Raw genomic sequence first — 14422 nt, 5'->3', positions numbered from 1 at the left:
TTGGCTCGCGCGGCTGCCTGCGCCGCAATCACGGCAACATTAGGCGCATGCGCTGTTGCGCCGGGCATGAAGATGGGGAGATCGCCCAGCGTGCCGGCAGTCAGTGCGGGCGAAGCCGCTCCCGCGTCGGATCTAGGTATTCCCATTACGCCCGTCGACCTCACGTTGATTCGGCAGATGCAGGATGCCGATGCTCAAAAGAGCGTCGAAGAGAGTCAGACGTTGTTCACGAAGGCGGGCGCGTACCGGCTTGGCGTGGGGGACGTGCTGCAGATCACGGTGTGGGACCACCCCGAGCTCAATGCTGCGTTGGGAACGCAAACAGCGCCTACTGCGAACCGTCCGAACGATCCGCCGCAAGGTTTTGTCATTGACAGCCTCGGCAACGTGCAATTTCCCTATGTTGGCAATCTGCCAGCGGCCGGCAAAACGGTCGAGCAATTGCGAGTCGATCTTTATGCGCAGCTCGCCAAGGCCTTCGTCAAGCCGCAATTGACGGTGCGTGTCGCGTCGTACCGGTCGCAGCAGGTCTATGTCGATGGCGAGGTCAAGGTGCCTGGCCCGCAGCCGGTCAACGATATCCAGATGACCTTGTATGAAGCGATCGGGCGGGCCGGAGGCTTCGCGACCTCAGCCGACCAGAGTCGCATGATCCTCGTCAGAGACGGGGCGAAGTACCGGCTCGATCTGTCGCAGATGATCGCGAAGGGTATCAACCCCGCGGACATCGTGTTGAAGGGCGGTGATCTGCTGCGCGTGGTGGCCCGTGACGACAACGGCGTCTATGTGATGGGCGAAGTCAATCATCCGACCACGGCTGTACCGATGAAGTCCGGCATGCTCACCCTAAGCGATGCGCTTGCGCAGGCGGGCAGCATCAACACCGCGAGCGCCGATGCAGCACAAATCTATGTGATTCGCGGCAAGGACCAAAGCGATATCAAGATCTTCCATCTCGATGGGCAATCCCCAGTTTCGATGGTGCTGGCCAACCAGTTCGACTTGCAGCCGCGCGATGTCGTGTACGTGGACGGTAACGGTCTGGTGCGCTTTAGCCGTGTCCTTCAACTGCTGCTGCCGGGCATTAATGCGGCGCTTACCGGTGCGTTGATAGCCAAATGATCAGCGAAATTCTTATCGTCTGCGAAGGCAATATTTGCCGCAGCCCGATGGCGCAAGGTCTTCTTGCGCATGCGTTGCCGGGTGTCGAGGTGATCTCGGCGGGGTTGAGTGCGCTGGTCGGTGAGCGCGCCGATCCGCTTGCACGAAGCCTGATGGCGGAACGCGGGATTGATATCGGCGCGCATGTTGGCCGACAACTCGAACTGGATCACGTCAGATCCGCGCAGATCGTGCTCGCGATGACGCGGGCGCAATGCAAGCGCATCGAGATTGCCCATCCATTTGCGATTGGAAAGGTGTACCGGCTCGGACACAAAGAACAGATCGACGTTGTCGATCCCTACCGGTTAGGGCGTGATGCATTCGAAGCATGCCTCGGCCAGATCGAATGCGGTCTCGAACATTGGCTCGAGTTGATCGGCAATTCCACCTATTCAAGCACATGCAACTAATTCATAAACCCCACCGTATCGCACCGGCCGGCGATGACGAGATCGACTTGTCCGACTATCTCTCCGTGCTCCGCGAGAAATGGAAGACGATCGTGGCGTGGACCATTGCGGGCGCATGCGCCGCTCTCGCGTATTCGATGCTCGCGAGTCCGGTCTATCGTGCGGACGCGATGTTCCAGATCGAAGAGAGTATCAATCCCGCGCAAGGTGCATTGAATGGGCTCGCCTCGATCTTCGATACCAAGCAGACGGCGGCCTCTGAAATCGAAGTCCTCAAGTCGCGGCTGGTGGCCGATCAGGCCGTCCATAAACTGCATCTGGACATCAACGCTTCTCCGCGCTATTTCCCGGTAATCGGTGCAGCGATCGCACGTTTCGACGGAAGCGAAACGCTCGCGTCACCTCTTCCGGGACTGTCGAGATTCGCGTGGGGAGGCGAGAAGATCACCGTGTCCGTCTTCGACGTGCCGCGTGACGACTACGACACCCGTTACACGCTTGTTGCAAGGGAAAACGGTGCATACGATCTATTCGACGCAGACCGTGAGCCTGTGTTGCACGGCACGGCAGGCACGCTGGCGCACGGCCGGTTTGTCGAGTTGAGGGTCGATCGACTGATTGCCAGACCGGGCACGGAGTTCCGGTTGGTGCGCACTTCGCCGCTCAAGGCGACCGCCGCGCTGCAAAAAGCATTGAAGATCGATGAGAAGAGCAAGCAGGCCGACATCATCAAGCTATCGCTCGATGGCACCGATGCAACCCGCACCGCCGACATCGTCAATTCTCTGGCTCAGGCGTATTTACAGCAAAACATCGATCGCAAGTCCGCGGACGCGGAGAAATCACTGGAGTTTCTGGATCATCAACTGCCGGAGTTGCGCAAGGAGTTGGAGCAGGCGGAGACCCGCTACAACGATTTCCGCAACAAGAAAGGCACGGCGAACATCTCGGAAGAAGAGCGCTTGCTGCTGCAGCAGGTTGTCGATAACAAGTCGAAACTCACCGAACTTCAGCAACGCCGGCTGGAAATGAGTCAGCGCTTTGCGGACACGCATCCTGCAGTCGTTGCGCTCGATTCGCAGATCACGGCGCTGCAAGGTCAACAGGAGACGCTGAGTAAAGATGTCGCGGGGCTGCCGGCAACCGAGCAATCCGCACTGCGTCTGCTGCGTGATGTCCGTGTCGACACGGAGCTTTATATGAACTTGCTCGATAGTGCCGAGCAATTGCGGATCACGAAGGCGGGGCAACTCGGCAATGTGCGGCTTGTCGATGTCGCCGTGACGCCGGAGACGCCGGTATGGCCGAAGAGCTCGATCATTGTTGCGATTACGGCCTTACTGGGGCTGTTCGTGGGCATAGGGTTGTCATTCGTGAGACGCGCCGTCTTTGGCGGCGTCGAGACCGCGAACGAGATCGAAATGGCGCTCGGTGTGCCGGTGTTTGCGGCGGTGCCGCGAAGCTTCGCGCAGCGTCGCATGAACCGGCGACTCAGCCGCAACCTGCCGGGCAACGCCAACGTACTGGCGCTGGCTGCCCCGGACGATATCGCGGTAGAAGGCATTCGCAGTCTGCGTACAGCACTGAAATTCGGTCTTGGCGAAGCGTCCAACAACATCATCGCACTGACCGGCCCACGTCCCGAAGCGGGTAAATCGTTCATCGCGCTAAACCTCGCTGCGGTGCTTGCGAGCGGCGACAAGCGCGTATTGCTGATCGACGGCGACATGCGACGCGGCGTTGTCGATACCGTGCTGGGCATGCCGCGTTCGCCGGGTTTGTCGGACGTGATCCGTGGTCTTGAGTTGCGCGGCGGCATTGTTCGCGACGTGCTGCCTGGTATCGATGTGCTGCCGCGGGGCTCGGACGAAAAGAATCCGTCTGAGTTGTTGTTGCGCGAGCGCTTTACGACGATCCTCAACGAATGTTCAGCGGCATACGATGTGGTGATTATCGATACTCCGCCGGTACTCGCCGTCACCGATCCAGCACTCATCTGCAAGCACGCGGGCGTGTCGTTGCTGGTGTTCCGTTTCGGCCATAGCCCGCTCGGCGAAGTGACGGAGACGGCGAATCGTCTTCTCCATGCGGGCGTGTCGATCAAGGGCGCGCTTCTGACCGATATCCCGCAGCAGCGAGTCAAGTATGGCTCTGCGTACTACAGCCATGCGCGCTAATCTACGGCTCATCAAGGGTGCGCCGTTAGATGGTGCATCACGGTCCGCGCGGACGCCAGTCGCGAGGTTGAACGCGAACACGGGCGCACAGGTTGCGATCATCGTTCCGACGAAGAACCGTCGGGTTTTGCTGGAGAGAGCGCTCGCGTCAGTGTTCCGGCAGACGTACACCAACATTGCCGTAGTCGTCGTGAACGACGGCTCGACCGACGACACGCGTCAGTTCCTCGACGCACTCGCCGCCCGTGAACCGCGTCTAACCGTGTTCCACGCGGAAAAGTCGATGGGCGCGCCGTCCGCGCGGAACCTCGCGATTCGTCTCGCCAACGCGCAATACGTCACTGGCCTCGACGACGACGACGAGTTTTTGCCCGACCGGATCGCGTTGCTGGTAGCGAAATGGGAGTCGCTAGGTGATGCGGCCCAATCCATCTCGTGTATTTTCACCGAGAGTGTGATGACAGATGGTGTCAACGCGACCGTCACGGCGGACCGGAAAGACTCAGTCAGCTACACGGACCTGTTCACGCATAATTTCATCGGCAACCAGATTTTCTGTCCGCTCGAGCGGATTCTGAAGATAGGCGGCTACGACAAGGATCTTCCGGCCTGGCAGGATCTCGAGATGTTCATGCGGCTGATTCAGTCGCATGGCGCCGCACTCAGAGAGAAAGACGCGACCTACGTCTGCTACGTCGACCCCCGACGCGACCGCATTTCCGCCAACACTCATTCACTGCGACGCGCGTTCGATGTGATATCGAGCAAGCATCGGGATGTGCCGCGGCATCTTCATCACCGTCTGTACATGCAAATCTTCTCGCCGTTCTACGGCACGCGTCCGACATTCGAAGACTGGTTTCGGCTGTTCAAATGGCGCGCGTCACCTGCACTGTTTCTAAGAATTCTGCGCGCGAATATTCGCCACAGTGCACTGAAAGTATTGAGTGCGATCCGTGCTTAAGGCCGCCATGAGCAGTCCGTTCTTTACGGGCGTTGATCTGTTGAACCTCGTTGGAGTGACGTGATGGGCGCATATACGATGCATGACGCGACAGGGAATGCGGCGCGATTCCAGGGCATGGGTTTCATTACGATCGCGATCGGTGCGAGTCGGTATCTGAAGCAGGCCGAAACCTTATCGTTGTCGCTGCGGCGCAATATGCCGGGCGTACCGATTGCAATTGTGTCCGATAGCGAAACGATGCGCGCGTACTGCGACGTCCTGATTCCGGTTGATCACTCGATGCCGGTCGCCACCGCGCAAAAGCTGCTGCTCGATCGCTATTCGCCATTCGAAGAGACGTTTTTCATCGACTCGGACTGCATCGCGGTACGTGACTTCGGCAAGGAACTCGACGAGATTCGCCGCTATCCGATCACGCCGATCTGTGATCTGTTGACCCCGATCGACGGCACGGACGAGTATGTCGACGACTTGCGCTTCGCGCTGACGAAGGTCGGCGGCGAAGCGTTTCCCAAGTTTAACGGCGGTGTCTACTATTTCAGGCGCTCACCGGAAGCGACTGCGGTGTTTTCAGCGGCACGTGAGTACTTCCACGACTATCGGCAATACGGCTTAAGGGCATTCGACCGTGGCGGACCGGGCGATGAAACGGTGATCGCGCTTGCGCTGTCGAAACTCGGATTCCTGAATCTGTACCGGGATGGCGGACGCCTGATGCGCACACCGACCGGATTGAAAGGCAAGCTGAGTATCGATCCAATCCTCGGCTATTGCAGCTTCGAGCGGCAGGGTGGTCTGGTGCATCCCGCGATCTGCCATTTTGCCGGGCCTTATTTACTGATGCCTGAGTACCGGTTGGCCGCTGCGTCGTTGCGCAACGGCCTCTCGCGCGCTGAGTTGTCTTTCGCCGTGCGAATTCAGGCGACGCTCGGAGCGTGGGCTGCAGCGCTCAAGGTGCTGATCAGGTACCGCATCGACGGTATCAGGAAGCGGCTGGTCCACGTGCTTGCCGTGAGGCAAGGGACGTGAGCTTGCAGGTCTTCGACTGGAGCGGTGACGTGCAAACGGACATGGTTCGACGGCGGGTTGCGGCATCGATAGCGATTGCACCGATGGTTGGCGGGTTCGCGTCATTGAGTAGCATGGTCGCGCACGCAAAGACGCAACCGAAGTCAGTGGATCTGTTCGAAAAACCCTTCTCGCCTCGCTCGTTGTGGAATGCGAAGCCGTTGAGTCCTGTGCTTGGGAATACGGCCATCCCCGCAACGAATAACCGGGCGTATCTGGAGCAAGGACAGTTTTCAAGTCGCGTGTTCGAGGCAACGTCGTCCGATCCAGCGGTCAGTATTGCCGGTGCGCAAGACGCTCGCGGGCCGTGGGTGGCCGATGAACTGCGCAATCGCAAGGTGGTGATTCCGCATTTTCCGGCGGGTACGCAACCGGCCACGGGCACTGATGGTCACTGCGAGATTCATGATCGCGTGAGCGGACTGATTCACTCGCTCTACGGCATGAAGTACGACGCCGACGCCCAGACGTGGCGCGCCAAAAAGTACACGGTTGTCGAGGCAAACGGTAGCGGTTGGGGTTCGCCCGAAAGACCCGATGGACCGCGCGCTGCAGGCGTATCGACTGCGGGAGGGCTGTTACGTATTCACGAGGCTGAATCGTTTGAGCTGTCTCATGCAATAGCCGTAGCGGCCGATGCCAACGTGCTGCGCAGCGGACCGATTTTCCCGGCGACGCTGGAAGACCGCGATGGTGGCAGTCGTTACACGGGGCCGTTCGCGATGGGCACGCTGCTGATGTTGCCGCAGGATTTCGACGAAGCGGGTCTAGCGTTTCCGCACGCGCGAGCTATTGCCCGCACGCTGAAGACTTTCGGCGCTCGCCTTGTTGATCAGACCTTCGGCACTTTTGCGTTCTATGGCGAAATCGGTGGTACATGGTCGCAGTCGCGAAACGCGATCGGCGCGTGGGACAGCGGTTGGGCGGCGGATTTGACACGCATACGCGATGCGTTGCGACCGGTGTTATCCGTCAAAGGATGGGTCGACGCGAACGGCGCGAGATTTGCACCCGAAGCGTGGGCGGACATGAACCTGCTGTCTATGCGCGGACCGTGGACCTTTGCAAACGGCACCGGCCGGCCCGATTGTGATTTCGACACAGCAAGCGGACTGCTCACACTACCCGCGTCCGATCAGCCACTTGTGTGTCGAAAACTTCTTTACCCGAGAGTGGACGCGTTGCCGGCAGGGTGGTTCAAATGGCAAAACGCGATGCGCTGGTACACGAACCCGCAAGCGGGAAGCGTCTACAGGGTCATCGCGTCCGGTGCGGGCGAATGTGAGGCGTCGTTCGAGATCAGGACTGGAGATGGCGCGCAGCGCCTCGCAACAACGCGCGCGCTCAGACCGGGCGAAACCGACTGGATCACCGTGCCGCGCGACGGTGCACCGCTTTGCGCGGTTCATGTGCTGAAGCGTCCGGGGCCTGCTGCTGCGATACGCCTGCAAGTACTCAAAGCTTTATAGATATCGGCGTTGTACCTGAAGGTAAGAGGGCGGGGAATAAAAATGAAAGTTGCATACGTGATCAATCAATACCCTAAGGTCAGCCATAGCTTTGTCCGGCGGGAAATCCTTGCACTGGAGAGTCAGGGTGTGCAGGTGTGCCGCTACGCGATACGCGGATGGACCGAGAATGTGGTGGACCCCACTGATATCGCGGAGCGCAACCTGACCGAATACCTGCTTCGTGGTGGACTGCTGCCGCTGCTGCTCGCTGTGCTTTATCAACTGATTGCCAATACGGGGCGTTTCTTTCGAGCGTTCGGCCACACGCTGGGGATGGTACGAAAAAGCGATCGCAGTGCTGCACTGCACCTCATCACCCTGGCCGAAGCATGCCTTCTCGCGCGTCTGATGAAAGGTCAGGGCATCAGCCATATGCATGCGCATTTCGGCACCAATTCGACCGAGCTGGCGATGCACGCGTCGACACTGTCAGGTGTTCCTTATAGCTTTACGGTCCACGGGCCTGACGAGTTTGATAAGCCTGAATTCATCAAGCTCGCCAAGAAAGTGCGGCATGCGAAGTTCGTCATAGCAATCAGCGATTTCTGCGCGAGTCAGATCTATCGATGGTGCGCGTATGAGGACTGGCAGAAAGTGGTGATTGTCCGGTGCGGGATCGACGCGTCGTTCGGTGTGAGCGGCTATGCGACGCCTGCGCATCCCAGGCGGCTCGTGTGTGTCGGCCGTCTTGCGGCGCAGAAAGGTCACATGTTGCTGGTTAGAGCACTGGCGAATGTCATCGACGATATTCCCGAGCTCGAACTGGTGCTGATCGGCGATGGCGAAATGCGCGCTGAAATCGAGGCGTTGATTCGCCACGAAGGGATCGAACATGCCGTGCAAATTACGGGCTGGAAGGACACCGAAGGCGTCCGCGATGCGCTGATTGGAGGGCGTGGCCTGGTGCTGGGCAGTTTTGCCGAAGGCCTGCCGATCGTGATCATGGAGGCCATGTCGCTAGGGCGCGCTGTGATTGCCGCGGATATCGCTGCGATTCCAGAACTCGTGCAGACGGATAAAACCGGCTGGCTTTACTCGCCTGGCTCGGTCGAGTCACTGTCTGGCGCGATTCGGCAATGCATTGCCGCACATGAAGACACGCATTCGGAAATGGGCAATCGTGGGCGGCACCTGATCAAGGAGCGCCACGATCAGGCGCGGGAGGCGGGACTGCTGGCACGGCTTTTCGCGGGACACGTTGAGCCGTCGAGCGTGAGGGGATGGTGATGAGCGAGACTGTGAATGCAATGTTGACGGTTGCTGTTCTGATCGTCGCGGTTCCTTCGGTGACGCTGTTCGTTCAGGTGATAGTTGGGACCTTCAAGCGACGATCGTCAGGTGTGGACGAGTTTGCCGCACCGCCGCAAGTCGCTGTCGTCGTGCCCGCACACAATGAAACGAAGATGCTTGCACAGTTGCTGGCCACAGTATTACCGCAACTGCGTGAGCAGGATCGTGTCCTCGTGATCGCAGACAACTGCACAGACGACACCGCCGACGTCGGCCGGAACGCGGGTGCGGAGGTACTCGTTCGCGACGACTTGCAGCGCAGGGGCAAGGGCTTCGCGCTGGATTATGGTGTTGCTCATCTCGCACAGTCGGGCGCTCCCGACGTCGTGATCTTCATCGACGCCGATTGCCAGGTCGCACCGGGCGCAATCGACCGGTTGGCGAAGCTAGCCTATGCCACAACGCGCCCGGTTCAGGCGCGCTATGTATTGAACGCACATCCGTCCGCAGGCCTTGGTGCGCGCGTATCGGCGTTTGCGGTGCGGTTGAAAAACCACATTCGGCCGCTTGGCAATCTTGCGCTCGCTGCGCCTTGTTCACTAAATGGCAGCGGAATGGCGTTTCCATGGAAGGTGCTGTCCGAAGTTCAACTCGCGACGTCGAATATCGTCGAAGATCTCGCACTTGGGATCGACCTGACACTAGCCGGCCGGCCACCGCTCTATTGTCCAGAAGCGCTTGTGACCAGTCCGCTGCCGCCTTCGGATAGAGGACACCACGCGCAACGAAAACGTTGGGAGCAGGGGCATCTAAGCACGATTGCACATATGCTCCCGCGTCTGCTGCTAGCGGCGATCATACGTCGCTCGTGGACGTGTCTGGCGTCGGCACTTGACCTCGTTGTGGTACCACTGACCTTGCTGGTGTTCGCGGAGATCGCATGCTTCGCGCTCAGCGCGTGTTTTTATGCATTTGGTGGCAGCATGATTCCTGTGCTGATTCAATGCACATCGTTGTGTTTGATGGTGAGTGCGATCGTCATGGCATGGTGGACGAGCGGACGCGACCTGCTTGCCGGATCGGACGCGTTATATATTCCGCTGTATATGCTGCGCAAGGTGCCGATGTATTTCAGCCTGCTTGCCGGTCGCCGCGTGGGTTGGGTGCGCAGCGACAGGGAATGACGCAGCGCACCCGCCAATCTACAACCCGCGTTCCATGCGAGCGGCAATCACAGTTTGCATCGCATGCGCGACGAAGCTCACACCGCCCAGCAGATAACGGCGCCATAGTCGCTTGGGTTCGAGAATCAGGCGGAACAGCCATTCCAGTTTCATCTGACGCCACACGCGCGGCGCGCGTGGAAAGCGCCCCGCCATGAAGTCGAGGATCGCGCCGCCGTTGAGAATCACGCAAGGCCTGGCGATGTGCTCGGCCAGCAACGCGGCGACACCTTCCTGCTTGGGCATGCCCATCCCCAATACCACCAGATCCACGTCGATCCCTTTGAGACATTCGACATACGTTTGCGGATCCTGAAACCCATCCATCGTTGCGACGACTCGCGCGCCCTCTCGGCCAAAGGCTTCCGCGGCTTGCGACAGATACGGCTCGGCGGTGCCGAACAGCGCAATCGACCGCCCTCGATAAGCGCGAACGATATGGGGAATAAGGTCCGTACCGTTCATGTTGCCGCGCGGATCGATCCCAAGCATGCGCAAAAGAATGGAGACTCCGATGCCGTCGCGGAAAATAAGATCCGATCGCGATAGCGTTTCAGAAAAGGCAGGATTGTTCTTGGCGAGCATCACAGCGTGCGCATTCACCCACGAAACGACAATGGGGTGTTCTGCAACGCTTTGTGTTGTGTTGATCATGTCGAAAACATTATCTTCATGACTGAGCAGATTAGTGCGGCTCAGCAATTGAAGAGTATTTCTGGATGGCAATGCGTTGTCTGTCATGGTCGATTTTCGTATAAGTTGGCGATCAGGTCAGATGTGCATCTGCCCTACATGGTCGAGATTCAGGTTGAATGGTTATTCAGGATGTCAAAACGTCGGGACATGACAAAGCAGGACACGTGATGTGCCTGAAAGGCGGTGTGCCGGATTGAACGTCCCGCTTGAGCGATCAGCGCGCTATGACGGGCGCTGTCGGATGAAGACCCTTGTTTGGGTGCGTTGGGCGTATCGACGCTGACGTGTCATTTCTCTCTCCCCGGTGATTCTTTGGTAATTCGGACTGCCCTACCTGGTCCAGTCATCGGATGGTCTTTATCGTTGTATTGCTTTGCCTGTGCGTTTAAAGCGGGAACAGATCAAAGTATTCAATCCCGAAGCGTATTCCATACTGCTTGCATTAATAAACGGGATACGGGTCGACTTTCCACGCTGGCGTATAGATCGCTGAAGCGTCGTTCGTTGTGCTGTATTGGTCGCCCGGATAGATTCCCGGGGCCACTGCGTTAATGATGTCCAGCGAGCGGCTCTTATTGCCAGTCGCGCTCGCGTCCGCCCTGGTTGCCGAGGATTGGCCACCCGGATAGATGTCTGATGCAACCGCGCCGATGTTTTTCGATGAGCGTTTCGTGCCGCCGGTCGTGCGTGCGTCCGCGCCGGGTGACGGGGCCGTGCCCATATACGAGAACCTGTCCATGTCCGACCGGCTCAGGTAGTCGCCGGAAGTCAGATCGGTTGTGGAGCGGTTCTTGTTCTGGGCCGCACGCGAAGCCGCTCCCTGAAAGCTGGAGCCGAGTGTGCTGCGAGAGGCGGCACTCGCGGATTGTCTTGACTGGCTGCCTTGATATGTCCTTGCCGACGAGGCGTTGGGCGACGAAGACGGGCCCGACCGACGAGTCGCCAACGCCGTGTAGTCGCTCGCGGTGTCGGACGTGTCGTCGCTATACGACCCATACGTTGCGGCGTACGAACCCTTATCGGCAGGCGACGAGATCCAGTTCGTTTGCGAGTATGCCGTTCCCGCGTTGCAAAGCACGATCAGAAGCCATGCTGGACGTGAAAGCCTTAGTGAGCGAATGTGACGCCGAGGATCGGGTTGTGCGGACAGGTAAGTGGCTCGATGCATATGGGCACGCTTCAATGATTGCAGGAAACGGGATATGCGCTTGAGTCGAGCCACGGAAAGTGATTTCCATCGCCAGATTGGCAAGGACTCCCCGTCGTCCCTTTGTCATTGATGAAAGCAGGTTGCGTGCCATGTTGCTCGCGTGGCGGAGCATCGGCGGCTCTTAAGTGTCAAGGACCTGGCTACGCGCGTTTGGCGTTTGGCGACATGGAGTTAGCCAAACGGGAGAGCCGTCCGCTGTGGCTGGGACGGGGGAGTGTTACGGGGGGACGTGTTACTACGTTACGGTTAAGGGGAACACCCCTTGACATCCGCGGCGCGTTCCACAGAGGCCGAGGTTGAGTAAATCGGTTTCTTGCGACTGGATGACTGACGCCATTCTTTTGCAGACTGGCTGCGAAGCGCGAATAGTCGATCAACCCGAACGCCTCCATCCTGGATCAGTTCGGGAGTACCGGCATGTCTTGGTGGGAGACGAGCATGCTGGCTGCCATCGCTTTGATTACGATGGATACGCCTTCAATATGGTCTGCTCGCGCAGGTCCCCGGCTGCGCTTCCGCCTCAAACCGATCCAACTCTCCAAGCAAATGCTTGATCTGGAACGTCTGCAATTGAGTCAGGGGAAATTCGTCCTGTATGCGTTGTAGTCGTTTTCGCCAATAGGATGGCGGCAGTACAGGTTCACCACGAAAGGCGCGCAGCGATGGCGCCATCACACGCGCAACGTGCGCGATGTCTTCATCCATTGTCATGCAAGAGCCCCGAAAGACCTCGGTATTTAGCTTTGGTTTTTTTATGTGCGCGCTTTTTGTAAGTACAAGTTCATAGTCGCTGCGCAAACGTCGAGGCTCATAGTAAGAAAACAGAATCGCCAGGTCAAGGTTTCTGATCGAATTTCGCGTGGGCGGCGCAGCAAATTGCCCTTTGATTTCAGGTCTATTTCTATCGCAGAGGGTTTTGCAAGCTGGCTGATTGACATGGTAACGAGGTCGCTTTCATTCGCGAAAGCGCTTCGGCATGACAGGTGTCAAACAGCGCAAGTTAGTGCCTCCAAACCCCAGAACGCAGGCAGAAGAACAGAGGGCGGATGGTCGGGCCGGTTTGACGGCGCCGGTCCATACATTGCCTGCACCATGATTGCAGCGGTGAAAGCGAACCTCGCCTAAAGCACATGCCCCCGCGACGGAAGTTCGTCAGCTTGGGCCGCTCCTGCGCCCGTCTCCAACTCTTCCTCCGGATAACCGATCCGCACCGGCGGCACAAACCACGCAAGGCACAACCCCACCAACGCGGCCGCGCCCGCGACCAATATGCCGATATGAATCGATTGCACAAGCGCGTCCCGTGCGGAGTTCATCATGGCGTCGCCCGCATGCCCGGCGCTTACCAGGCGATTGATCAACGTCGCCTGCTCCGCGCGGTCCACTAGCAGCTCGGGGCTTGCAAACGATTTGAACCACTGCGTCGCCTGATACGACGCGAGCGAGCGATGCACGCCCTGCGTGTAGAGATGTCCAAGCAAGGCGCCCGTCATCACCGTGCCCAGCATTCCGCCGAAAGTCCGCAGCGATTGCAGCAGCGCCGTGGCCGCGCCGAGCTGGTCGCGCGCAACGATCTGTTGCGAACAGACTGTCAGGCTCGTCGCCACCAGACCGAGTCCGAGTCCGCTGATTCCCATGCACGACATCCACACCAGATGCGGCTCGGTACCCCTAAGCACGATCACGCTCAGACACGCCAGCGCAGATAGCGCGAACCCGGCATACATGATGCCGTTCGCGCGGCGAATCCGGGTGACGATCCGATTGTTCACCACGCTACCCACCGTCGTGCCGAGCAGCAGCGGTGTGATCAGCATGCCGGAGTCGTGCGCGGACATCGCATAGCCGCCTTGAAACAGCAGCGGCACGTAAAACACCAGCGAAAATAGCGCGAAACCGCCAAGCACCGACATCGCGAAGAGCGCGGAGAGCTTGCGATCCAACAGCATATCCACCGGAATGATCGGATACGCGATCCTTCGCTCCCACAGCCATAGCGTTAATGCAAAGCTCGCTGCAACGACGGCCAGCACGATCGTTATCGTGTCGACGCCGTACTTCGGAAACAGTTCGATCAGCAATTGCAACGCACCGAACGTGATTGCGATCACGAACGCGCCGAGCCAATCCAGACGCACGGGACCCTTGCGCCGCAGATGACGTAGCGATGGCAAAAAGTACTGCACAAACAGCAAGGACACGATGCCAACCGGCACGTTGACGAAAAACACCAGCCTCCAGCCGCCGTACTGTGTGAGCATGCCCCCGAGTGTTGGCCCGACCATATTGGCGAGTCCGAACGCGGACGTCACGAACACGAGCCAGCGCAGGCGCAGCTTCGGATTGGGGAACAGATCGGCGACGGTGGCAAACACCGTGCCGATCAGAATGCCGCCGCCTATCCCCTGAAAACCGCGAGAAATCACCAGCAACAGCATGCTGTTGGCGAACCCGCACAGTACCGATGCGCCGGTAAACAACAGAATCGCGGCGATCAGGAACGGCTTACGGCCGAACAGATCGCCCAGCCGCCCGAAGATCGGAATGGTAATGACCGAAGCCAGCATGTAAGCCGTTGCGACCCATGCGTATAGATCGAACCCCTTGAGATCGGCGACGATACGTGGCAGCGCGGTGCCGACAATGGTTTGATCGAGCGCCACCAGCATCGAGACAGAGGCGATACCCAGCATCGCCAGCAGCGATTCGCGAAACGGCAGAAGTTGTCCGTTGGGTAGAGGCGTGTCAAGGCTGGGTGTCATGGCC

General features: G+C 58.9%; 12 protein-coding genes. 9 read left to right on the top strand and 3 right to left on the bottom strand.

What is annotated here, in order from left to right; genetic code table 11:
* Positions 1 to 72 precede the first annotated feature (72 nt).
* The 8 genes from BCY88_RS01280 to BCY88_RS01245 all read left to right on the top strand — a co-directional run bounded on the left by BCY88_RS01280 (position 73) and on the right by BCY88_RS01245 (position 9711).
* Complete coding sequence (locus BCY88_RS01280; RefSeq protein ID WP_259461181.1) at positions 73 to 1122, top strand: polysaccharide biosynthesis/export family protein; 1050 nt, start codon at positions 73 to 75, stop codon at positions 1120 to 1122.
* Positions 1119 to 1574, top strand: coding sequence for a low molecular weight protein-tyrosine-phosphatase (locus tag BCY88_RS01275; RefSeq protein ID WP_120342457.1), 456 nt, complete (start codon positions 1119 to 1121; stop codon positions 1572 to 1574). Before BCY88_RS01280 ends, BCY88_RS01275 begins: the two co-directional genes overlap by 4 nt.
* Complete coding sequence (locus BCY88_RS01270) at positions 1565 to 3751, top strand: polysaccharide biosynthesis tyrosine autokinase (protein WP_120342456.1); 2187 nt, start codon at positions 1565 to 1567, stop codon at positions 3749 to 3751. Before BCY88_RS01275 ends, BCY88_RS01270 begins: the two co-directional genes overlap by 10 nt.
* A 67-nt stretch (positions 3752 to 3818) precedes the next feature.
* Entirely contained in the window at positions 3819 to 4715 is an 897-nt protein-coding gene (locus tag BCY88_RS01265) for a glycosyltransferase family 2 protein (RefSeq protein ID WP_183081237.1), read from the top strand.
* A gap of 63 nt (positions 4716 to 4778) precedes the next feature.
* Positions 4779 to 5747, top strand: a complete 969-nt coding sequence (locus BCY88_RS01260; RefSeq protein WP_120342454.1) for a hypothetical protein — start codon at positions 4779 to 4781, stop codon at positions 5745 to 5747.
* Positions 5744 to 7255, top strand: a complete 1512-nt coding sequence (locus tag BCY88_RS01255) for a hypothetical protein (RefSeq protein ID WP_120342453.1) — start codon at positions 5744 to 5746, stop codon at positions 7253 to 7255. The genes BCY88_RS01260 and BCY88_RS01255 overlap by 4 nt, the downstream gene beginning before the upstream one ends.
* 42 nt (positions 7256 to 7297) lie before the next feature.
* The gene (locus tag BCY88_RS01250; RefSeq protein WP_120342452.1) at positions 7298 to 8524 is read left to right on the top strand and encodes a glycosyltransferase family 4 protein; all 1227 of its coding nucleotides are present in this window, start codon (positions 7298 to 7300) and stop codon (positions 8522 to 8524) included.
* Positions 8524 to 9711, top strand: a complete 1188-nt coding sequence (locus BCY88_RS01245) for a glycosyltransferase family 2 protein (RefSeq protein WP_183081236.1) — start codon at positions 8524 to 8526, stop codon at positions 9709 to 9711. Before BCY88_RS01250 ends, BCY88_RS01245 begins: the two co-directional genes overlap by 1 nt.
* Before the next feature lie 18 nt (positions 9712 to 9729).
* On the opposite strand, the gene BCY88_RS01240 is transcribed toward BCY88_RS01245, so the two are convergent.
* Positions 9730 to 10491: a WecB/TagA/CpsF family glycosyltransferase gene (locus BCY88_RS01240; protein ID WP_120342450.1), complete on the bottom strand. Its 762-nt coding sequence runs from the start codon at positions 10489 to 10491 to the stop codon at positions 9730 to 9732.
* A 397-nt stretch (positions 10492 to 10888) separates the two neighbouring features.
* Positions 10889 to 11524: a hypothetical protein gene (locus BCY88_RS39500; RefSeq protein ID WP_147408486.1), complete on the bottom strand. Its 636-nt coding sequence runs from the start codon at positions 11522 to 11524 to the stop codon at positions 10889 to 10891.
* Between the two features lie 570 nt (positions 11525 to 12094).
* On the opposite strand from BCY88_RS39500, the gene BCY88_RS39750 reads away from it, so the two are divergent.
* A complete protein-coding gene (locus BCY88_RS39750) occupies positions 12095 to 12262 on the top strand; it encodes a hypothetical protein (protein WP_183081235.1) in 168 nt (55 codons plus the stop codon).
* Positions 12263 to 12777: 515 nt separating this feature from the next.
* Here the strand turns inward: BCY88_RS39750 and BCY88_RS01225 are convergent.
* Entirely contained in the window at positions 12778 to 14418 is a 1641-nt protein-coding gene (locus tag BCY88_RS01225; protein ID WP_120342448.1) for an MFS transporter, read from the bottom strand.
* Between the last annotated feature and the right edge of the window lie 4 nt (positions 14419 to 14422).

Origin of the sequence: Paraburkholderia fungorum (assembly GCF_003610895.1) — a bacterium.
Taxonomy (GTDB): Bacteria; Pseudomonadota; Gammaproteobacteria; order Burkholderiales; family Burkholderiaceae; genus Paraburkholderia; species Paraburkholderia fungorum_B.
This window is presented reverse-complemented; position numbering and strand designations above follow the sequence as displayed.

What these genes read in the sequence shown, in the direction of transcription:
- BCY88_RS01280 (WP_259461181.1), top strand. Translation starts at nt 73, where the DNA reads ATGGGGAGATCGCCCAGCGTGCCGGCAGTCAGTGCGGGCGAAGCCGCT.
- BCY88_RS01240 (WP_120342450.1), bottom strand. Translation starts at nt 10,491, where the DNA reads ATGACAGACAACGCATTGCCATCCAGAAATACTCTTCAATTGCTGAGC.
- BCY88_RS01245 (WP_183081236.1), top strand. Translation starts at nt 8,524, where the DNA reads ATGAGCGAGACTGTGAATGCAATGTTGACGGTTGCTGTTCTGATCGTC.
- BCY88_RS01225 (WP_120342448.1), bottom strand. Translation starts at nt 14,418, where the DNA reads ATGACACCCAGCCTTGACACGCCTCTACCCAACGGACAACTTCTGCCG.
- BCY88_RS01270 (WP_120342456.1), top strand. Translation starts at nt 1,565, where the DNA reads ATGCAACTAATTCATAAACCCCACCGTATCGCACCGGCCGGCGATGAC.
- BCY88_RS01260 (WP_120342454.1), top strand. Translation starts at nt 4,779, where the DNA reads ATGGGCGCATATACGATGCATGACGCGACAGGGAATGCGGCGCGATTC.
- BCY88_RS39750 (WP_183081235.1), top strand. Translation starts at nt 12,095, where the DNA reads ATGCTGGCTGCCATCGCTTTGATTACGATGGATACGCCTTCAATATGG.
- BCY88_RS01275 (WP_120342457.1), top strand. Translation starts at nt 1,119, where the DNA reads ATGATCAGCGAAATTCTTATCGTCTGCGAAGGCAATATTTGCCGCAGC.
- BCY88_RS01250 (WP_120342452.1), top strand. Translation starts at nt 7,298, where the DNA reads ATGAAAGTTGCATACGTGATCAATCAATACCCTAAGGTCAGCCATAGC.